This is a genomic window from Clostridium hydrogeniformans DSM 21757 (genome assembly GCF_000686705.1).
Classification (GTDB): Bacteria; Bacillota; Clostridia; order Clostridiales; family Clostridiaceae; genus Clostridium_Z; species Clostridium_Z hydrogeniformans.
In genome coordinates this window covers 430,452-451,373 of sequence record NZ_JMLJ01000003.1, presented here as the reverse complement: position 1 = coordinate 451,373, position 20,922 = coordinate 430,452, and the positions used below count along the sequence as shown (strand labels likewise).

18 protein-coding genes and 1 other annotated feature are annotated in these 20,922 nt (G+C 30.4%); of the genes, 15 read left to right on the top strand and 3 right to left on the bottom strand.

Annotation, left to right across the window (positions count from 1 at the left end; all coding sequences use genetic code 11):
• Positions 1-112: 112 nt before the first annotated feature.
• Both trpS and BR69_RS21940 read right to left on the bottom strand, forming a co-directional pair.
• A complete protein-coding gene (gene trpS, locus BR69_RS0101915; RefSeq protein ID WP_027631665.1) occupies positions 113-1,105 on the bottom strand; it encodes a tryptophan--tRNA ligase in 993 nt (330 codons plus the stop codon).
• A 147-nt stretch (positions 1,106-1,252) separates the two neighbouring features.
• Positions 1,253-1,487: a binding site (T-box leader), on the bottom strand.
• 186 nt (positions 1,488-1,673) lie between these two features.
• Positions 1,674-1,829: a DUF5670 family protein gene (locus BR69_RS21940; protein WP_162832169.1), complete on the bottom strand. Its 156-nt coding sequence runs from the start codon at positions 1,827-1,829 to the stop codon at positions 1,674-1,676.
• A 142-nt stretch (positions 1,830-1,971) separates the two neighbouring features.
• On the opposite strand from BR69_RS21940, the gene BR69_RS0101905 reads away from it, so the two are divergent.
• A complete protein-coding gene (locus BR69_RS0101905; protein WP_034849073.1) occupies positions 1,972-2,529 on the top strand; it encodes an ECF transporter S component in 558 nt (185 codons plus the stop codon).
• 392 nt (positions 2,530-2,921) lie between these two features.
• Here the strand turns inward: BR69_RS0101905 and BR69_RS0101900 are convergent, their stop codons facing one another.
• Positions 2,922-3,080, bottom strand: a complete 159-nt coding sequence (locus BR69_RS0101900; protein ID WP_027631663.1) for a zinc-ribbon domain-containing protein — start codon at positions 3,078-3,080, stop codon at positions 2,922-2,924.
• A 272-nt stretch (positions 3,081-3,352) separates the two neighbouring features.
• On the opposite strand from BR69_RS0101900, the gene BR69_RS0101895 reads away from it, so the two are divergent.
• The 14 genes from BR69_RS0101895 (at position 3,353) to BR69_RS0101830 (ending at position 20,740) form a co-directional block, all read left to right on the top strand.
• Positions 3,353-3,847, top strand: a complete 495-nt coding sequence (locus BR69_RS0101895; protein WP_027631662.1) for a YajQ family cyclic di-GMP-binding protein — start codon at positions 3,353-3,355, stop codon at positions 3,845-3,847.
• Positions 3,848-3,920: 73 nt separating this feature from the next.
• Positions 3,921-5,000 (top strand): sensor domain-containing diguanylate cyclase, encoded by a 1,080-nt coding sequence (locus BR69_RS0101890; RefSeq protein ID WP_027631661.1) that lies wholly within the window; start codon positions 3,921-3,923, stop codon positions 4,998-5,000.
• A 513-nt stretch (positions 5,001-5,513) separates the two neighbouring features.
• Positions 5,514-5,927, top strand: coding sequence for a hypothetical protein (locus tag BR69_RS0101885; protein WP_027631660.1), 414 nt, complete (start codon positions 5,514-5,516; stop codon positions 5,925-5,927).
• A gap of 174 nt (positions 5,928-6,101) precedes the next feature.
• Positions 6,102-7,322 (top strand): tyrosine--tRNA ligase, encoded by a 1,221-nt coding sequence (gene tyrS, locus BR69_RS0101880; RefSeq protein ID WP_027631659.1) that lies wholly within the window; start codon positions 6,102-6,104, stop codon positions 7,320-7,322.
• Positions 7,323-7,745: 423 nt separating this feature from the next.
• A complete protein-coding gene (locus BR69_RS0101875; RefSeq protein ID WP_027631658.1) occupies positions 7,746-9,593 on the top strand; it encodes a hypothetical protein in 1,848 nt (615 codons plus the stop codon).
• 42 nt (positions 9,594-9,635) lie between these two features.
• Positions 9,636-9,899, top strand: coding sequence for an EscU/YscU/HrcU family type III secretion system export apparatus switch protein (locus BR69_RS0101870; protein WP_027631657.1), 264 nt, complete (start codon positions 9,636-9,638; stop codon positions 9,897-9,899).
• Positions 9,900-9,923: 24 nt separating this feature from the next.
• A complete protein-coding gene (locus BR69_RS0101865) occupies positions 9,924-10,613 on the top strand; it encodes a metallophosphoesterase (protein WP_027631656.1) in 690 nt (229 codons plus the stop codon).
• 425 nt (positions 10,614-11,038) lie between these two features.
• On the top strand, positions 11,039-11,320 hold the full coding sequence (locus BR69_RS0101860; protein ID WP_027631655.1) for an ArsR/SmtB family transcription factor: 282 nt from the start codon (positions 11,039-11,041) through the stop codon (positions 11,318-11,320).
• Between the two features lie 15 nt (positions 11,321-11,335).
• Positions 11,336-13,798, top strand: coding sequence for a DsrE/DsrF/DrsH-like family protein (locus tag BR69_RS0101855; protein ID WP_027631654.1), 2,463 nt, complete (start codon positions 11,336-11,338; stop codon positions 13,796-13,798).
• A gap of 35 nt (positions 13,799-13,833) precedes the next feature.
• A complete protein-coding gene (locus tag BR69_RS0101850) occupies positions 13,834-14,016 on the top strand; it encodes a hypothetical protein (protein WP_027631653.1) in 183 nt (60 codons plus the stop codon).
• Positions 14,017-14,401: 385 nt separating this feature from the next.
• Positions 14,402-16,183 carry a sigma-54 interaction domain-containing protein gene (locus tag BR69_RS0101845; protein ID WP_027631652.1) on the top strand — a complete coding sequence of 594 codons (1,782 nt, stop codon included), beginning with the start codon at positions 14,402-14,404 and terminating at the stop codon, positions 16,181-16,183.
• 488 nt (positions 16,184-16,671) lie between these two features.
• Positions 16,672-17,886 carry a diaminopropionate ammonia-lyase gene (gene dpaL / locus BR69_RS0101840; RefSeq protein ID WP_027631651.1) on the top strand — a complete coding sequence of 405 codons (1,215 nt, stop codon included), beginning with the start codon at positions 16,672-16,674 and terminating at the stop codon, positions 17,884-17,886.
• A 67-nt stretch (positions 17,887-17,953) separates the two neighbouring features.
• Positions 17,954-19,141, top strand: a complete 1,188-nt coding sequence (locus tag BR69_RS0101835; RefSeq protein WP_027631650.1) for a YgeY family selenium metabolism-linked hydrolase — start codon at positions 17,954-17,956, stop codon at positions 19,139-19,141.
• Positions 19,142-19,153: 12 nt separating this feature from the next.
• Positions 19,154-20,740, top strand: coding sequence for an N-acyl-D-amino-acid deacylase family protein (locus BR69_RS0101830; protein ID WP_027631649.1), 1,587 nt, complete (start codon positions 19,154-19,156; stop codon positions 20,738-20,740).
• Positions 20,741-20,922 lie beyond the last annotated feature (182 nt).

The window sequence follows — 20,922 nt, the reverse complement described above, 5'->3', positions numbered from 1 at the left end:
TATAAGGCATGAAAGTCTACGCCTTTAAGATTATATATAACTAGCTTTTAAAAGTTTAAATATATAGGCTCTTTAAAAGGTTAAACCTTTTAAAGAGCCTATATATTTAAAGCTATTGAATAAAGCCTATTTTCTTTTGCATTTTTCTTAAGGTTTTTCTAGCTACATAGTTAGCTTTTTCAGCACCTTTTTTATATATTTCCTCAAGATAAGCCTTATTAGATATTAGTTCTTTTACTTTTTCTTGAATTGGAGTAAGTTCTTCTATGATAACTTCAGCCACATAGGATTTAAATTCAGAATATCCCTTACCTTTAAACATATCTACCACTTCTTCTTGAGTAATACCTCTTATAGCACATACTATATTTATAAGATTTTTGATTCCAGGTTGATCATCACTGTAGTTTACTATTCCTATAGAATCTGTAACAGAACGAGAAATTTTCTTTCTTATAACCTCTGGTGGGTCTAATATTAGTATAAAACTATTTGGATTGTCAGAAGACTTAGACATTTTTTTAGTAGGTTCCTGAAGATCCATTATTTTAGCACCTTCCTTAGGGATGTAAGGGTCAGGAACTTTAAATGTAGGGCTATAGGTGTTATTAAATCTCTCAGCTAAATTTCTAGCAAGCTCTAAATGTTGTTTTTGGTCCTGACCTACAGGAACTAAGTCTGTTTGATATAAAAGGATATCAGCAGCCATTAAAACAGGATATATAAATAATCCAGCTGGGATTGATTCTCCTTGGCTTTGAGATTTATCCTTAAATTGAGTCATTCTTGAGAGTTCTCCCATATAACTAGAACATGTTAAGAGCCATGAAGCTTCACTGTGAGCAGGTACATGAGATTGGATGAATAAAGCATTTTTTTCAGGATCTATTCCACAAGCTAGGTATATAGAGAGTACCTCAAGAGTTTTACTTCTTAAATCCTTAGGTTCTTGTTTTACAGTTATGGCATGTAAATCTACTATGCAAAAATAACATTCATATTGATCTTGAAGTTTAATCCAGTTTTTAATAGCTCCTAAATAATTTCCAAGGGTTAAGCTACCACTTGGTTGAATTCCACTTAATATAACTTTTTTTGTTTCCATTTTTATCCTCCTGTTTTAATGGTTTTTCTAAATACTATAGTAATAAATATTTAGAGAAACTTTAATTATTATCTTTTGATGTAAATAAGATTTTTCATAAATAACTAAATATAATTTTAAATAATAAAAAACCCTATGAGACAAGTCTCATAGGGCGTATAATTTACGCGGTACCACCTATATTTAAAGCAAAAAGCTTTCTCTTAAGATACAATATATCCTTCCTTTATAACGTAAGGCTTACGGCAATGGCTAATAATAATTATGTTCACCTTGCATCTCAAAGACCCATTCAGCTTAAGCATAGCTACTGTAATTACACCCCATACAGCTCTCTGTAAACTTGTTTTTAAGCCTACTTACTTCTTATCTAAGATTTTATAAAATCTTTATTTAGGAAGCTTTATAATTCTAAGATTATAACTTTAGTTGTAATCTTAGAGTTGTAAAGTCTTCTGTTTAGCTTAGCTACAATTTATATAAGATAAAACTACCTTTAAATTAAGCTTAACTTTGTTAATAATTATAATATTACTTATAGCTTATTTTGTCAACAGTATTTAAAAGATCACATAGTTTTTTTACGACCAAAAATAGCATCTATGAGGAAGATTACAGCAGCTGATACTAAGAGAATATTTATTAAATAACCTCCAACATTAAAGAGTAATCCAAGAACCCAGAAAAATACTGCTACAGCTCCTATCCATCTTAAGAATGTCATAATTTCACCACCTTTATAGTTAAGGATGATATTAGTATGGTTATTATTATTATATTTAATACAATAAATGTATGGATACACTTTGTTTTTTATAAGTATAATATTATAATTAAAATATACTTAAGCGGTTAGGGGGAGAAAAATGCAAGGAAATATAGCTAAAAAAAGTTATTTAACTATAACTGATATAGTTCAAATAGCTGTTATGAGTGCATTAATATGTGTTGCTACTATGGTAATTCATATTAAGACCTATAATGGATTTGTTCATTTAGGGGATGGAATGGTTTTAGTATCTGTGATTATTTTAAAGAATAAAAAAGCTGTAATTGCATCAGCTTTAGGCATGGGTCTTGCAGATATATTATTGACCTATGTTTTATGGGCACCATTTACTATGGTTATAAAGGCTGTTATGGCACTAATTGCAATTTTAATTATAAAGGATAATAAGAGGTTTAATTTAAAATATCAAATTATTGGATTTAGTTTTGCAGTCTTATGGATGATTGTAGCTTATTATTTTTCAGGAGCTTTTATAAAGTTTTTCTTTGAAGGAATACCTACATTTAAGTCGGCTTTATATCTATCATCCTTAGATATACCAGGAAATATTATTCAGGGATTAAGTGGGATAGTAGTTGCCATAGCCTTATCTTATGGACTTAATGTTTCAAGAAGCTTTAAATATAGGTTATAAAGCTAAATAGTGACTTAAGTATTCTTTTAATTTATAGGTTAGTCCGTTAGAAATCATATATAAAAATTAAATTCCATATAACTTTTAAAACCCTCATATAACTTTAAAATTAATTTTAAAGTTATATGAGGGTTTTATCATAGGAAAAATATAATATATGTATATGTGGTTAGAGAAAGAGATGGGGGATGCACACTTATTACTAAAAGATGCAAAGGAAACATATTAATAGTACTAATATATAAGAGGCTGTCGCACTAAAGAATTTACATACAATATATTGTAGTATTTATTTTTAGTGCGACAGCCCCATTTAGTAATAATGGATTAAATATAACTCAATATAAAAAAGACCCATATATGGGTCTTTATACTCTACAAATAATTTTTCATTATCTTCTGTTTTGTTTTTCAGCTTTTCTAGCTCTTCTGCATTCAGGACATCTTACTGGATTATTTTCAAATCCTTTTGATTGGAAGAACTCTTGCTCTCCAACTGTAAATACGAAATCCTTTCCGCAATCTTTACATACTAAATTCTTATCTTCCATTAAAAAACCTCCTAAAATCCATAGGTATAATTTTGGGATAATGGCTTCCTATGAATCTTATTAAATAGATCACGGAAGAGACTATTATCTAAAATTATTGTCCTATCAGTGAATAAAATATTTACAATCATTATACCAATATATAGCAAAAAAATCAATTGAAAAATATGAATTTAAGCAATTTTCATTGATAATATTCTGAAAATAATTTACACTTATAATATATGACCTTTAAGCGTTTTAATATATTGTATAAGTAAGGAGGTAATATTATGGCAAGTAGCTTTTCTTTTGATATAGTATCTCAGGTTGATGTTCAAGAAGTAAAAAATTCCATAAATCAATCTATGAAAGAGATAGAACAAAGATATGACTTCAAAGGAAGTAAAACGGAAATAGAGATTATAAAGGATGAGGAAATAAAAATAACCACTGATGATGAATATAAGCTTTCAGCGGTAATAGATATACTAAAGGGAAAGCTTATAAAACGAGGGGTTTCCCCAAAGGCCCTTGACTTTTTAAAGATAGAGAAGGCGGCTTTAGGATTAGTTAGGCAGAATATTAAGCTAATCAATGGACTTTCAAAGGAGAAGACAAAGGATATAGTGTCTTCAATAAAAAATAGTAAGATTAAGGTTCAGCCTCAAATAATTGATGATAGGATTAGGGTAGTAGGTAAAAATAAGGATGATTTACAGCAAGCTATAGGATTCTTAAAAAGCAATGACTTTGGAGTAGAATTACAATTTAATAATTATAGGTGATTTATATTTAATTTAATAATGTGGGAAATATTTATTAGGGGTATATGTAATTGGGTTTAGGAGAGTAAAGAATATGAAGGACTTTAAGGTCAAGTATGAAAGATTATCTGACGAATTCGAAACATATCAAAGCTTTGCAGAGAGTCAAATACAAATGCTAAATGAAAAAAACATAGAGCTTAGTAAGAGTTTAGATGCACTAGCGAATATAGTAGAGATAAGCAGATATATAAATTCCAATCTAAGTGATGATAATTTAATTCCGATGATAAATGATATGATTATAGGTATATTAGGGGTTACCTATTCATCCATATATCTCATAGAAAAAGGGGATTTTGTAATAAAGGCTACTAATCTTCCAAGTGAAAATATGGCATATACAGAGCATAACTACTTAGATAAAATAGATAAGAAAAATGCTTTTGTACTAAATAGTAGAGAAAGTATTTTTAAGGATAGTAGAGAAAATATAGCAGATATACATTCACTTATAGGGGTACCTATAAAACTTAGGGATAAGTTTATTGGATATATAATAATAGAGCACACTTTATGGAATTATTTTTCTTATGAGCATGTTACATTCGTAACATCTATTGCAAACCAAATTGCTATAGCTATAGAAAATAATTTTCTTTATAAAAGAATACAGGAAAGTGCTAAGAAGGATTCACTTCTAGATATATATAATAGAAAATACCTTAGGACATTTGTGGATGGAAAGATTAAGGATAATAGCAGTTTTGCCTTGGTCATGATGGACTTTGATGATTTTAAGCAGTTTAATGATAGCTATGGTCATTTATATGGAGATGAGATACTGGTAAATACTATAGAACTCATTAAAAGTAGGCTTAGTAGCAAGGATTTAATTGCCCGTTATGGAGGAGAAGAGGTAGTGATTTTCCTTAATAGAGAAAATAATGAAGACCTAAGGTCCTTTGTTGAGTCAATAAGAGAAGACGTGTGTTCAAATGTAATAAGTTTAAATGGAATAAGTAAAAATACCACGGCTAGTTTTGGGGTATCTTATTATCCAGAGGATGGGGGTACCCTTAACGGAGTTTTAGATAAGGCGGATAATTGTCTTTACTTAGCTAAAGAGAAGGGGAAGAATAGAGTTGTTACTACAAAAGATGAAAATCCATAAGGGAATATTAATGGTTTTTAGGAGAAAGCTTCTGGTTGATAATCAGAGGTTTTTTCTTTATCTCATGGATAGGAGCTGTAACACCCCCATCCTCTAAAGGTGGGGGATAAAAGTTGATAAGCCCTATATGAGCTTATCTAACCTTCAGATAATGTAAAGAACACCATCTGAAGGAAGATTCGTTTTATATATGAAAGTTTAAAAGAGTGTAGAAGAAATATATTTATTTTACTTCTTTTAGTGTATAGGAAATAGTATTAAGGAATATAATATTAATAAGAGAAAATATTAAACTAGTTTAAGGTATAAAATATAGGAAATTTATATTAATTAAAAATAAAAGTATCATATACATGCTTTGGATAGAAGGGTTTTCTTAATTTAAGAGTATAATATTGTAAATAATATGTGAAATAGGTTTTTAATAAGGTTTAGTTATTGATTAAAAATTCAGAATATTATATACTTTTAGTAAGAAAAACTTCACCTAAAATATAATTAAGGGGTGGTAAAATGATACATGTATTTTGTAATAAGAGAGGTTCTGGTAAAACGAAAGCACTTATAAAACTTGCTAATGATAAAGCACAAAGTGCTAAAGGTGATATGGTTTATATTGATGATGACAACAGAGCTATACATGAGTTACACAGAAAAATACGTTTCATTACTACTAGAGAGTTTGGACTTAAGGATTATGAGAGTTTCTATGGATTTTTATGTGGTATACTGTCAGAGAACTACGATATAGACACAATTTTTATTGATGGTTTATCTAATATAGTACGGGTAAACATAGAAGAAGCGGAGGCCTTGTTTAAAAAATTAGAGAAGGTAACTAGAGAGTATAATTTATGTTTCTATATAAATTTAAATCATGAGATATGTGAGGAATTACCTGAGATAATAAAAAAATATGTGGCTTAGGGTAAATTAGTAAATTTGAAAATAATGATATTTTGCATAAAGATCCCATAAAACTTAGTTTTATGGGATTTAATTATGTAGCTTTAGGAAAAAAATAAATATATAACCTTGTGACAAATATATCTTCAATATATAATAAAATGTATATGTATAAATAAGTTAGGAGTGATAACAATGGCTAGTGTATATGATGTGCTAGTAGAAAGAGGTTACATAAAACAATTAACTCATGAAGATGAAATAAAAGAGTTATTAGAAAAGGAAAAGGTAACCTTTTATATAGGCTTTGATCCAACTGCAGATTCACTTCATGTTGGTCACTTCATTGCCATGATGTTTATGGCTCATATGCAAAAGGCTGGACACAGACCAATAGCTTTACTTGGTGGGGGTACCGCTATGATAGGGGACCCAAGTGGAAAGACTGATATGAGAAAAATGATGACAAAAGAAACCATAGATCATAATGTAAGTTGTATAAAGAAACAGATGGAAAAGTTTATAGACTTTAGTGAGGATAAAGCTATTCTTGCAAATAATGGAGACTGGCTTTTAAAATTAAATTATGTAGATTTTATAAGAGATATAGGAGTGCATTTTTCTGTAAATAAAATGCTAACTGCTGAATGCTTTAAGCAAAGATTAGAAAAAGGCCTTTCCTTCTTAGAGTTTAACTACATGTTAATGCAAGGATATGACTTCTTAGTTTTAAACCAGAAGTATGGATGTACAATGCAGCTTGGAGGAGATGACCAATGGTCTAATATGATTGCAGGAGCAGATTTAATAAGAAGAAAAGAGCAAAAACAAGCCTATGCTATGACTTGTACTCTTTTAACTAATAGTGAAGGCAAGAAAATGGGTAAGACAGAAAATGGAGCTCTATGGCTTGATGCAGAGAAAACTACACCATATGAGTTTTATCAGTATTGGAGAAATGTTGGAGATGCTGATGTTGAAAAGTGCTTAAAACTTTTAACCTTTGTTCCAGTAGTAGATATAAATTCATTATGTTCAGTAGAGGGTTCAGCTATAAATGAAGCTAAGAAAGTTCTTGCTTATGAAGTTACAAAGCTTATACATGGAGAAGAAGAAGCAACAAAGGCTAAAGAGGCAGCAGAAGCTTTATTTGGTGGCGGAGTTGACTTAAGCAATGTTCCAACAGTTACAATATCTAAGGGAGATTTAGATAAAACTCTTCTTGATATACTAGTTGAAGGAAAGGTAATACCTTCTAAGGGAGAGGGAAGAAGATTAATTCAGCAAAACGGTCTATCCTTAAATGATGAGAAGGTAACAGAGATTTCTAAATCCTTAACAGAAGAAGATTTTAAAGATGGCTATGCTCTTATAAAAAGAGGTAAGAAAAACTATCATAAAATAGTTATAGAGTAAGATTTGTTGTAAATCATATTTATAACTATAACTATTATAAAAAGATTAACACCATGAGTATTATTAAAATTTTATAATATCATGGTGTTAATTTTTTTTTATCTGATGGCTAGGAGCTATAACACCCATATACTCTAAAGATGGGAGATAACAGTTGACACAACCCTAGATTAACTTATCTAACCTTCAGGTGGGAGAAAGAACACCATCTAAAGGAAGAGTGATTTTATTAATATTTATATAGGATTTTAAGTTTTAAAATTAATTTATACCTTTATCTAAAGCAAGATAAATCAAGTATATTTTTAATAAATAAGTTAAGGAGTTATATTAAAACCATAAAGTTTAGGGATAAAAGTAGTTTTAGGTTGTAGGTATATGATACGATAAAATATATATATAATATTTTCTTTGGAGGTAGGTATGCCAATAGTTACTGGATTAAATAAGATTTATAATGATATTGAACTTAGAAAAACTAAGAATGATTTAAGTTCTATGAAAATTGGACAAGTAGTTTCAGCAAAGGTTATAGAAAAACTTGGGGATAGGGATGTTATATTAAGACTCCAAGAGGGCTGGAATTTTAGAGGAGAACTTTCAGAGGACGTAGTAGACTTAAAGGGAGAATATTACAAATTTAAGGTGGAAGGCTTTGAAGATGGGAAACTTAAGTTAAAGCTTTTAAATGGACAAGAGAGATTACCAGAAGCCAGTACTGAAAGCATAGAGGATTTAATTATAGCGTCAGGATTTAGTAAAGAGGATGGAGAAATAATAAAATCCTTATTAAAGCATAATATACCAATAACTAAGGATAATATAGAATATCTAAAATCTATTATTAAATTTAAGGATGATTATAATAAATTAGGAAAAGATTCAGTTCAGGACTTTATAAATAAATATATTAGTGCTAAAGGATTAAAAGAAGGTAGTGAGGAGTATAACTTTATCAAGAGTACCTTAAATAGTGGATTAAAAGCTGTATTAAGTATGAATAAAGAAGATATACTTTTCTTTTTAGAGAATTCCTTAAATATAAATGAAGATAACCTAGAAACCTTTGAAAAGTTATTTAAGAATGAGAAAACTTTAGATAATAATATTAAAGAAGGGCTGAAGGAAGGTAAAGAAAATAGTAGCCATATTAAAAATATAGAAGGATCTTTAGAAGATAATATTTTAGAAAGTAGTAATATAGAGTTATCAAATAAAGAAAATGGAGATACTATAAAAGAAGTAAAGACTGGGGTTAAGGTATTAGAAGAGGGGGATAAAAAAGATAATAAGGCCTCTTTAAATAATACTTTAGATTTAAAAGAGGAAGTAATTAAGAATATAGAAACAAATACACTAGATAAAAAAGATGGTAAGACTTTGGAGTCTAGTAAACATATAGAGGGCAAAGAAAGTAAAATCATAAATGAGGAAAAAATTCATAAGGTATTAGAAAAGTTAGATGTAAAAACTTTTGTAGGTTCCTTAAAGGAAGGAAAGCAAGAAGAGGCCATTAAGGAATTAAAGACTTCACTTAACAATCTATCAAAAGAAGAAAAAGAAGTAGTTTTAGATAGGATATTTAAGGGGATTTCTGATGAATCACATGGAAAAACCCCAAATAAAAATAATGTATCTACTAGAGAATATACAATGGTAGATGAATTTAAAAATATTCCAAAGGAAGAAGTTAAAGTTTTAAAGGACATCTTACTGAAAATTAAAGAAGATATAAATACAAAGTCTTCAAATCTTAATGAGGTAAAAGAAGGTTTAAAAGGAAAGGGAGAAGGTTTAAAAGAGCTAGTTAGACAGGTGTTAAATGGAGATGTAGAGAAGATTCCTAAAGAATTTATAAAAGAAGTGAAATTTTTTAATGAGGTAAGTAAAGAATATTATTATATGGATGTTCCTATAAAAGCTCGTGACAAGGACTATGGATGTAAAATAATAGTTAAGGATAAAAGAGGAGAAGGGGTAGCAATAGATTCTAAAAATATGAAGCTTATAGTATCAGTTGATGCTCCTAAAATGGGAAAAGTAGATGGATATCTTAGAGTATATGACAACAATATTAGCATAACTTTAAAGGCAAAATCCCCTTTTCATAATGCCATAAACTTTGGCAAAGAAAAACTCTGTTCATATATAAGAGATCTAGGGTATAATGTTACAGTAGAAGTCTATGAAAAAAGTGATGATATCAATATAAGTAATTGTAGTGAGTTTTTTAATGATTATAGAACCATAGCTTTAAATACATTAGTGTAGCTAAGGATATTTATGTTAAATTAATTATATAAAAAGGAGGATATACTATTGGAGAGAAGAAAGGCAGCTGCTCTTAAATATAAGGAAGGTACAGATTTAGCACCAAAGGTTGTAGCAAGTGGAGCTGGTAAACTAGCTGATAAAATAATAGAAAAAGCAGAAGAAAATAATGTACCCATAGTTTATAATAAGGAACTGACAGAGCTTCTTACCAATGTAGACATCGGTGATCACATTCCTCCAGAGCTTTATGAGGCAGTAGCATATATTATTGCATATATTACAGAAATAGACGGAGAAATATAGATTGAGAAAAGGATGGATGAAGTAATGGCGCTATATGCTATCTCAGACCTTCATCTTGCATTAAATCAAGATAAACCTATGGATATATTCGGTAGTCATTGGTATAAGCATGATGAAAAGATAAAGGAAAACTGGATAAATAAAATAACAGAAGAGGATACTGTTTTAATAGCTGGAGATATATCTTGGTCTATGAGAATAGATGAAGGTCTTCTAGATCTTAAGTGGATAAATGAACTACCAGGAAGAAAGATAATATCTAAAGGAAATCATGATTATTGGTGGAGCAGTATATCTAAGCTTAATAACCTTTATGACAATATGAGCTTTATACAGAATAACTTTTTCACCTATGAAGACTATGCCATATGTGGTACCAGAGGTTGGATATGTGAAGGATCTCATAATTTTAAAGAAAAAGATAAAAAGATTTATAATAGAGAACAGATAAGGCTTAGACTTTCCTTAGAGGGAGCAAAAAAAGCAGGATATGAAAAAATAATAGTTATGATTCATTATCCACCTACAAATGAAAAATTTCAGGATTCAGCTTTTACAGAAATTTTTAATGAGTATAATGTGGAGAAGGTTATATATGGCCATTTGCATGGAATAACTGATGAAGAGAAGATATTAAAAGGGGTTCATAAAGGAGTAGAATATATATTTACCTCTTGCGACTATATAAATTTTGATCCTATAAGAATGCTTTAGTTTTTATATAGGGTTTTATAAAAACTAATATTTGAAACTCCTTTAGAGGTATAAAAAGACATAAAAATTTATTTGAATATATTTAGGATTTACTATTGTTTGTAGAGGCAGTTTTAGGGCTACCTCTATTTTTATTGTGCTTTAAATATCTTCTACTACTAGGAAGGTTCTAAAGAAATTTAAGCTATGAGTAGAAAATAAAAATTTCATTATACAATATAGTAGGTTTTCCTACCAGTATTATATGAAACAAGGAGGTGTGTCTGGTATAGCAAGTGAAACTGCAAATATCATATAGTTTTTGAGTTTAAGAAAATTCATTTATATTTATGATGGTAGTAAAATCCTTATATTATTAAAAAAGTATTGCAAATTATATCACTATATCGTAATATATGGATATAGTGATATAAGGAGGAATAATTGTGGAAAAAGATTTTAAAAAATACAATGAAGCAGCGGAATTATTAAAGGTACTAGCACATCCGGTAAGATTATGTATAGTCACTGGGCTCTTAGAGAATGGACCTTGTAATGTAAGTAAAATGCAAGGGTGTCTTGAGCTTCCTCAATCTACTATATCTCAACATCTTCAAAAACTTAGAGTAGCTGGGGTTATTGAGGGAGATAGAAATGGACTTGAAATAATTTATAAGGTTAAAGATTCTAGAATAAAATATTTAGTAGATCTTATTAAAGAAGATTAAGGAGGAATTAAAGTCATGGGTAAGAAGGTTTTAATAGTTGGTGGAGTTGCTGGGGGAGCTTCAGCAGCAGCAAGACTTAGAAGATTAGATGAGACTTTAGAGATAATTATGTTTGAGAAAGGAGAATATATCTCCTTTGCGAACTGTGGTCTTCCATACCATATTGGAGAAATCATAAAGGAAAGAGATAAGCTATTAGTTCAAACACCAAAAGCTATGAGGGATAGGTTTAATATTGATGTTAGGGTTTTTAGTGAAGTTATAGATATAGATAGTGATAATAAAAAAATCAAGATAAATTCTAAGGATAAAGGATTATATGAGGAAAGCTATGATTATTTAGTTTTATCACCAGGAGCAAAACCAATAAGACCTAATATAGAAGGAATAGATAGTGAGAAAATATATACCCTTAGAAATGTTAGGGATATGGATAAAATAAAGAGCTTAGTTGATGAAGGACAGGTTAAAAAGGCTATAGTAATAGGGGGAGGTTATGTAGGAGTAGAAGTTGCAGAAAATTTAGTTGAGAGAAATGTAAAGACAACCTTAGTAGAAGCAGCACCTCATATACTAGCTCCTTTTGATAGTGAAATGGTAACCTTGGGAGAAAAGGAGCTTCAGGAAAATGGAGTATCCCTAAGGTTAAATGATGGAGTTAAAGCTTTTAATGAATTAGGAAATGGAGTAGAGGTAAAATTAAATAGTGGAAAAAGATTAGTAGCAGATATGGTGGTTCTTGCTATAGGGGTGACACCTGATACATCATTTTTAAAATCTTCAGGAATAGATCTTGGACCTAAAGGACATATATTAGTAAACGATAAAATGGAAACTAATAAAGAAGGAATATATGCAGTAGGCGATGCTATAGAGATTCATGATTATATAAATGGTAACAAGGCAGCTATACCATTAGCGGGCCCAGCTAATAGACAAGGAAGGCTTGCAGCAGATAATATATATGGATTAAATAGATCCTATAAAGGAACCCTAGGAACAGCTATAATTAAAATATTTAATTTAACTGGAGCATCCACTGGAAATAATGAAAGAACCCTTAGAAGGTTAGATATACCTTATAAGGTTATATATGTACATCCGAGTTCCCATGCCTCTTATTATCCAGGAGCTACTCAAATGTCCATAAAACTTTTATTTAATGAAGAGGGAACTATACTTGGAGCCCAAGGATTTGGATATGATGGAGTAGATAAGACCATAGACGTTATAGCAGCTACTATAAAATCTGGAGGAACAATATATGATTTATCAGATTTAGAGCTTGCTTATGCGCCACCTTTTAATTCTGCTAAGTCTCCAGCAAACATGGCAGGTTTTGTTGCAGAGAATGTTTTAAGTGGACTTATGGATGTTATAAATATTTATGATTTAGAAAACTATGATGAAAATAAAAACTTCCTACTGGATGTACGTGAAGAAATAGAATGGAATAATGGATATATAAAAGGAGCAACCCTTATACCTGTAAATTCTTTAAGAGACAGATTAAAGGAAGTTCCAAGGGATAAGGAAATATGGGTGTATTGTGCCGTAGGATTAAGAGGATATATAGCTACAAGAATACTAATGCAAAATGGTTTTAAGGTTAAAAATTTTACTGGAGGATATAAAACCTATAGCCAAAGCCTTTTTACTCCTAAAGATGGAGGAGATAATGATGATGACTCCAGTGGGGGGCAAAAGGTAGAAAAAGAAAGGGCATTAGATGTTAATAATACAATTATAAATAAAGAAGTTGATGCTTGTGGGTTATGCTGTCCAGGACCTCTTATGACAGTTAAAAACAATATGGATGAACTAAAGGGAGGAGAGGTTTTAAAAGTAAGAGCATCAGATCCAGGGTTCTTTGAGGATATAAAAGCATGGGCTAGGAAAACTGGTAATAAACTTTTAAATCTTGAAAAAGAAAATGGAATTATAACAGCTACTGTAGAAAAGATTGAAGAATGTAGTGTTTTAAAAAATATAAATAGTGATAATTCTAAAGATAATAAAACTATGGTAGTGTTTAGTGGAGATTTAGATAAGGCTATAGCTTCATTTATTATAGCTAATGGAGCAACATCTATGGGGAAAAAAGTTACTATGTTTTTTACCTTTTGGGGAATAAATATATTAAGAAAACCAGATGGAGATGAAAGAAACAAAGGGTTTATTAATAAAGCTTTTGGGTTTATGATGCCTAAGGGAAGTAAAAAACTTAAGCTTTCTCAAATGAACATGGGGGGCATGGGTCCAAAGCTTATAAGGAAAATAATGAAGGATAAAAATGTGGCATCCCTAGAAGAACTTATAAAATCCGCTATAGATAGTGGAGTGGAAATAGTAGCATGTCAAATGTCTATGGATCTTTTAGGATTTAGCAGTGAGGAACTTATAGAAGGAGTAAAGATAGGTGGGGTTGGATATTATCTTGGGGAAGCAGAAGATTCCAACGTAAATTTATTTATATAATATTAGTTTAGTTAAGTTTTATAGGAGAGTATAAAATGAGTGAGAAAAAGAAAATTTTTAGAAAGGTCATATTTCCTCTAGTTTTAGCAGATACAGTTTTCATAATAAACATGTATAGAGCTGGAATTAAATTTAATTATAATACTTTTTTTCATGTTATTGCATTGGTTCTTATAAATATTGTGTATTTATTTTTACAAAAAAAGTTTGGAAAATAAATAATAATATGTGAGATAGATAGTTGAAGAATCAGTATATTAAATCCTATTATACAATCATAATGAAAAATAAAATTTAAGGTTTTGCTTTAGTGAGTAAAAAAGGGAGCTGTGGCACTAAGAATAAATACTACAATATATTGTGCTAATTTTAAATTTGCAAATCAAGATATTGTATGTAAAGTCTTTAGTGCAACAGTCCCCTTTTTAGAGCTATGATTTCCCATTAAAATAATAGGTTGAGTTAAGAATAATACTTAGAATAGAAGAAGAAGCAGTGGTTTATAAAAATATATGGTATAGAATTTAAAGTTTATGAAAATTTGAAATAAAATATTGAATTTGCTATAATTATTAATAGAATAAAGTGAAAAAGGGAGATAATATGGGGGAAAGTTTATTAAAGCGAATTCAAGATACTGTTATAAAATATGCAGATATTATTTCAAGTGTAATTAATGTAGATGTAGAAATCGTTGACAATAAATTAAATAGAATAGCAGGTACAGGCTGTTATAAGGGGAAGAATAATGAGGATATATCTAATCAAGGATATGTGTATAAATATGTTTTAAATACTGGAGAGTACAAGATCGTAGAAAGACCAGGTAAGGATGAATTATGTAAGGAATGTGACTTTAAACATAAATGTGTAGAGCTTATGCAAATTTGCACTCCTATTATTTTTAATAATATTATAATTGGAGTCATAGGTCTTATTTGTTTTAATGATGACCAAAAGAAGGCGGTACTTAAAAATATAAATTCCCATCTTCAATTTATAAACCAGATAAGTGAGTTTATAAGTACCAAAATATATGAGGATTTAGAAAATGAAAGAAATGAAAAATTTACTGAGATATTAGAGCATATAATTGACACATTAGGTAAAGGTATTATAGCTTTAAATGAAAATAATCATATAGTTCTTATAAACAATATGGCAAGTAAAGTATTAAATATAGAGAATAGCTCCCTTGGAAAAAAGGTAAATATAGAGTATTTTGGGAACTACTCTAGTAGTGAAGATACTTTTCGTGTAACAGTAGATGGAAAGGAAATAAAATTAAATGGAGAACTGATACCGGTTTATCCTATGTTACATAATTTTGACAAAATATTTATTTTTAGTGAAGAAAAGAAACATGTTATTACAAATAATAAATCTAAGACAGTAAATAATACAATTAATATAGATAATATTATAGGAGAGTCTGCTCCTATGACTCTTTTAAAGGATAGAATTAAAAAAATAGCAAAATCGAATTCAACTGTTTTTATAACAGGGGAAAGTGGTACTGGTAAGGAAGTTATAGCAAGGGCTATTCACGCAGAAAGTGATAGAAATCATAAGCCATTTATAGCTATAAACTGTGCAGCTATACCGGAATCTTTACTTGAAAGTGAACTTTTTGGTTATATTAGAGGAGCTTTTAGTGGGGCTAACCCTAATGGAAGAATAGGGAAATTTGAACTTGCTAATGAAGGGGTTATATTTTTAGATGAAATAGGAGACATGCCTCTTTATCTTCAAGTTAAAATCTTAAGAGTTCTTCAAGAGAGAAAACTTGTTAGAATAGGATCAAATCAGTTAATAGATCTTGATATAAGGGTTATAGCAGCCACTAATAAAGATATACCAGATTTAATAAAGGAAAATAAATTTAGGGAAGATTTATATTATAGGCTAAATGTTATACCTTTAGAATTACCACCTCTTAGAGAACGTGAAAATGATGTGGAAATTATAGCCACAAGGCTTTTAGACAGGTATAATTTTCAATTAGGAAAAAATGTTAATGGAATTGACAGAGATGTTTTAGAAATTTTTAGACACTATAGTTGGCCAGGAAATATTAGAGAACTTGAAAATACCATTGAGTTTATGGTTAATTTAGTTGATTATGGTGGAACTTTAACTAGTGATACTATTCCAAGTGCAATAATTAAGAGTGTATTTATTAAAGATAAAGAAGAAGTTTTTAAGGAAGTAGTTAAAGAAGATATAAAAGAGGATTATATTAAGTCCTTAAAAGAAATAGAATTGGATTATATAAATAAAGTTATAGATATTTATGGACATGATACAAAGGGAAAACAAGAGGCGGCTAAAAAACTAGGAATAGGAATTGCCACTTTATATAGAAAAATAGGGGAGAATAGATAAGTTTTCTTAATATAGAATTATCAAAGTGATATAAAAATCCTTATCAGAGGGATAAAAAATATCACTTTGATAATTTTTTTGTTAAAATATTAAAATGAAAACATTTTTTTTTATGAAAAGTTATCTAAATAGACTAGAAAAATTAAATTTGATAAAATGTGTTTTTGTGATATATAAAGATGAAAAATGTAATATATTGATGAGGGATTTTCTATCAAAATGATAAAATCCCTAAAATACTAGGAAAAATACTTATCATTTTGATAAAAGTATTATAGAAATGATAAAAAAGTAACTTTTGCTTAGAATATTTAGAAAAAGTTATGAAGTATAAGAAATACTTTTAGAACATTATAAAATGAAAAGGTTTTATTGTATGTGTAGGAGGGAAAAATTTTCTTTAAAAAAATAAAATATTACGCTTTAATTTTGGCACGATACTTGCTCTATATATAAACGAAATTAACTGGGAAGAGAGAGGGAGAGTAATGGAAAAAATTAAGTGGAAAGAAAATACCTTACCTAAAACTGAAAACAAGGAATCATGTATAGACTTTTTAAGTGTTGAAGAAATATCTAAAGCAAAGAGCTTTCATGAGAGCTTTCCTCAATATACAAAGACACCACTTGTTAAATTAGATAATTTAGCAAAGAAGTTAGGGGTAGGTTCAATATATTTAAAGGATGAATCTTACCGTTTTGGATTAAATGCTTTCAAGGTTCTAGGTGGATCTTTTGCAATGGGTAAATATCTAGCTCAAAAACTTGGAAGAGATATAAGCGAATTAGGATTTGAAAAGATTACATCTGAAGAAGTTAGAAAAGAGCTTGGAGATATAACTTTCTATACAGCTACTGATGGAAACCATGGTAGAGGAGTTGCATGGACTGCAAACCAATTAAAACAAAAATCAGTAGTTTATATGCCAAAGGGTTCTTCAATAACAAGATTAAATAACATAAAAGCAGAGGGTGCAGAGGCATCTATAACTGATATGAACTATGATGATGCTGTTAGATTAGCAGATAAGCATGCTAAAGAAACTAATGGAGTTGTAGTTCAAGATACAGCTTGGGAAGGCTATGAAGAAATACCAGCATGGATAATGCAAGGTTATGGAACAATGGCTTTAGAAGCTTTAGAGCAGTTAAAGGAATATGGTGTTGACAGACCAACTCATATATTTGTACAAGCTGGTGTTGGTTCTTTAGCAGGAGCAGTTCAAGGAGTATTTGCTTCAGTTTATAAAGATAACTGTCCAACAACTGTAATAGTTGAAGCCGAAGAGGCTGCATGTCTTTATAAGTCAGCTGTAGCTAATGATGGTAAGGCTTACTTTGTTGGAGGAGATATGCCAACAATAATGGCAGGTCTTGCTTGTGGAGAACCAAATACAATATCTTGGGATGTATTAAAGAACTACAGTGCAATGTTTGTTGCTTGTTCTAACTGGGTTGCTGCAAAGGGTATGAGAATTCTTGGAAACCCATTATGTGGAGATACTAAGGTTATATCTGGAGAGTCAGGAGCAGTTTCTGCAGGACTTGTAGCATCAATAATGACAGATGATAATTACAAAGATTTAAGAGATGCTTTAGGTTTAGATGAAAACTCTAAGGTTCTTATGTTTAGTACTGAAGGAGATACTGATCCAGATAAGTATAGAAGCATAGTTTGGGATGGAGAATATACAAGTATTTAATAAAATCTAACAATTATGGTTAATATATCGGGTATAAATAAATTAAAAAAGGGGTTGAATTAAAATGATGTTAACTAATGAAAGAAAAGAACAGTTAACTAGAGTTTGTCAAAGTATGTTAAGATGTCCAAGTGTTTCAGGACAAGAGGGTAAGGTAGTTGAAGCTATAAAAGAAGCTTTCAAAGAATTAGGATATGATGATTGGTTTGTAGATTCATACGGTAACGTTATAGGACACATAAAAGGAAACAAGCCAGGAAAGGCAATATTATTTGATGGTCACATAGACACAGTTCCAGTTCCAAACAGAGAAAAATGGACACAAGATCCATTTGGTGGAGACATAGTAGATGGAAAAATCTATGGTCGTGGAGCTTCTGATATGAAGGGCCAAACAAGTGCTATGATGTCAGCAGTTGCTTATTTTGCTAAGGATACAAACAAAGACTTCGAAGGAGATCTTTATGTAGCAGGAGTTGTTCATGAAGAGATATTTGAAGGAGTATCTGCAAGAAAGATAAGTGAAGCTGTAAAGCCAGATTATGTTGTAATAGGTGAATCTTCTGAATTAAACCTTAAGATAGGACAAAGAGGAAGAGCGGAAATAGTTATAGAAACTTTCGGAAAACCAGCTCACTCTGCTAACCCAGAGAAGGGAATAAATGCAGTTTATAAAATGGCTGATGTTATTCAAAAAGTACAAAATATAGAACCACCGGTACACCCAGTACTTGGAAAAGGAATATTAGTTTTAACTGATATAAAATCTTCTCCATACCCAGGAGCATCTGTTGTTCCAGAGTACTGCAAGGCTACTTTTGATAGAAGACTTTTAACTGGAGAAACTAAAGAAGAAGTTTTAGCTCCAATTGAGGCTCTATTAGAGGAATTAATGAAACAAGATTCAGAATTAAATGTTAAGGTTTCTTATGCAATAGCTCAGGAAACTTGCTATACTGGAGAAACTATAGAAGGAGAAAGATTCTTCCCAGGTTGGTTATATGAAGAAAATGATGAATTTGTACAAGCAGCTTATAAGGGATTAAAGGATGCTGGAATAAACCCAGAAATAACTCAATACTCTTTCTGTACTAACGGAAGCCACTATGCTGGAGAAGCAGGAATAAAGACAATAGGATTTGGTCCTTCTAAGGAAAACTTAGCTCATACAATAGATGAGTATATTGAGCAAGAGCAATTATTCATAGGAGCGGAAGGATATTACGGTATACTTAAGTCTGTATATAATAAATAGGAGATGATTTCAATGAAGCTTTTAATAAAAAATGGACTAGTAGTTGACGGAAGTAACACTAAACCATATGAAGCAGATGTATTATTAGAAAATGAAAGAATAGTTGAAATAGGAGCTATTAAAGAAGAGGAAGGTTACAAGGTAATAGATGCTAAAGGTAGAGTAGTTTGCCCAGGATTTATAGATACTCATAGCCACTCTGATTTAAAAATTCTTGAAAATCCTTATAATGAAATAAAAATAAGACAAGGAATTACCACAGAGGTTTTAGGACAAGATGGAATATCTATGGCACCATTACCAAAGGAATATATAAGTTCTTGGAGAAAGAATTTGGCAGGCCTTGATGGAGTAAGTGACTCTATAGATTGGGAGTATGAAACTACTGATAATTACTTAGCTATGATGGAAAAGGGAGGAGTAGGTTTAAATGAAGCTTACTTAGTACCTCATGGAAATGTACGTATGGAAGCTATGGGTCTTGAAGATAGAGCAGCTACCAAAGAAGAGATAGAAAAAATGTGTGAAATCACAAGAAGAGAAATGGAAGCTGGATCTTTCGGATTATCAACAGGTCTTATATATATTCCATGTGCATATTCTCAAACAGAAGAGTTAATTGAGATGTGTAAGGTTGTAGCTGAATATGATGGATGCTTTGTTGTTCACCAAAGAAGTGAGGCTGATACAATTCTTGAATCCATGGAAGAAGTTATAGAAATAGGTAAGAAGTCAGGGGTTAAGGTTCACTTTTCACACTTTAAGGTTTGTGGAAAGAATAACTGGAAGTATATAGATCCTGTTATAGAACTTCTTGAAAAAGCTGAGAAGGAAGGTATAAAGGTTTCCTTTGACCAGTATCCATATGCAGCTGGTAGCACTATGCTTGGAGTTATACTACCACCATGGGCTCATTCAGGTGGAACTGACAAGCTTATTGAAAGATTAAATGATCCTGAAATGAGAGCAAAGATGAGATATGATATGGAGCATGGAATTCCAGGATGGGATAACTTTGTTGACTTTGCAGGCATGGATCAAATCTTTGTAACTAGTGCTAATACAGAGAAAAACCAAGATGCTATAGGTAAAAGTCTTGTAGAACTTGGGGAGCTAAGAGGTATGGACCCATTTGATGCTACTTTTGATTTACTTCGTGATGAGGAAAATGCAGTAGGAATGGTAGATTTCTATGGTCTTGAGGAACATGTAATTAAGTTCTTAAAAAGACCAGAACAAAATGTATGTACAGATGGATTATTATCAGGAAAGCCTCATCCAAGAGCTTATGGTTCTTTCCCTAAGATTTTAGGAAGATTCGTAAGAGAACAAGGAGCTTTAAAGCTAGAAGAAGCAGTTTATAAGATGAGTAAAAAAGCTGCTATGGCTATGAATATAAAAGATAGAGGGGTACTTGAAGCTGGAAAGTTCGCAGATATAGTAATCTTCGACCAAGACAAAGTGTGTGATAAGGGAACCTTTGTAGATCCAATTCAGTATCCAGAAGGAATTGATTATGTAATAATCAATGGAAATGTAGTTATTGAAGAAGGTAATTATCATAAAGTAAAGGCTGGTAAAGTGATAAGAAGATCTTAATGCTGCATTTATAAAATCCAGGCTGCAACTTAAGTATAAGACTTAAAGATAAGGCCTAAGGATATTATCATAAATTTTATAGGGGTATGGAATTTATGTAAATAATATATAAATTATGAAATAAGGGTATTTATAAAAGATAGAGATAAGTATATAGATATAAAAATAAGGGGTATTGGTTA

What these genes read in the sequence shown, in the direction of transcription:
- BR69_RS0101875 (WP_027631658.1), top strand. Translation starts at nt 7,746, where the DNA reads ATGCCAATAGTTACTGGATTAAATAAGATTTATAATGATATTGAACTT.
- BR69_RS0101895 (WP_027631662.1), top strand. Translation starts at nt 3,353, where the DNA reads ATGGCAAGTAGCTTTTCTTTTGATATAGTATCTCAGGTTGATGTTCAA.
- dpaL (WP_027631651.1), top strand. Translation starts at nt 16,672, where the DNA reads ATGGAAAAAATTAAGTGGAAAGAAAATACCTTACCTAAAACTGAAAAC.
- BR69_RS21940 (WP_162832169.1), bottom strand. Translation starts at nt 1,829, where the DNA reads ATGACATTCTTAAGATGGATAGGAGCTGTAGCAGTATTTTTCTGGGTT.
- trpS (WP_027631665.1), bottom strand. Translation starts at nt 1,105, where the DNA reads ATGGAAACAAAAAAAGTTATATTAAGTGGAATTCAACCAAGTGGTAGC.
- BR69_RS0101890 (WP_027631661.1), top strand. Translation starts at nt 3,921, where the DNA reads ATGAAGGACTTTAAGGTCAAGTATGAAAGATTATCTGACGAATTCGAA.
- BR69_RS0101855 (WP_027631654.1), top strand. Translation starts at nt 11,336, where the DNA reads ATGGGTAAGAAGGTTTTAATAGTTGGTGGAGTTGCTGGGGGAGCTTCA.
- BR69_RS0101900 (WP_027631663.1), bottom strand. Translation starts at nt 3,080, where the DNA reads ATGGAAGATAAGAATTTAGTATGTAAAGATTGCGGAAAGGATTTCGTA.
- BR69_RS0101850 (WP_027631653.1), top strand. Translation starts at nt 13,834, where the DNA reads ATGAGTGAGAAAAAGAAAATTTTTAGAAAGGTCATATTTCCTCTAGTT.
- BR69_RS0101885 (WP_027631660.1), top strand. Translation starts at nt 5,514, where the DNA reads ATGATACATGTATTTTGTAATAAGAGAGGTTCTGGTAAAACGAAAGCA.
- tyrS (WP_027631659.1), top strand. Translation starts at nt 6,102, where the DNA reads ATGGCTAGTGTATATGATGTGCTAGTAGAAAGAGGTTACATAAAACAA.
- BR69_RS0101830 (WP_027631649.1), top strand. Translation starts at nt 19,154, where the DNA reads ATGAAGCTTTTAATAAAAAATGGACTAGTAGTTGACGGAAGTAACACT.
- BR69_RS0101865 (WP_027631656.1), top strand. Translation starts at nt 9,924, where the DNA reads ATGGCGCTATATGCTATCTCAGACCTTCATCTTGCATTAAATCAAGAT.
- BR69_RS0101905 (WP_034849073.1), top strand. Translation starts at nt 1,972, where the DNA reads ATGCAAGGAAATATAGCTAAAAAAAGTTATTTAACTATAACTGATATA.
- BR69_RS0101845 (WP_027631652.1), top strand. Translation starts at nt 14,402, where the DNA reads ATGGGGGAAAGTTTATTAAAGCGAATTCAAGATACTGTTATAAAATAT.
- BR69_RS0101835 (WP_027631650.1), top strand. Translation starts at nt 17,954, where the DNA reads ATGTTAACTAATGAAAGAAAAGAACAGTTAACTAGAGTTTGTCAAAGT.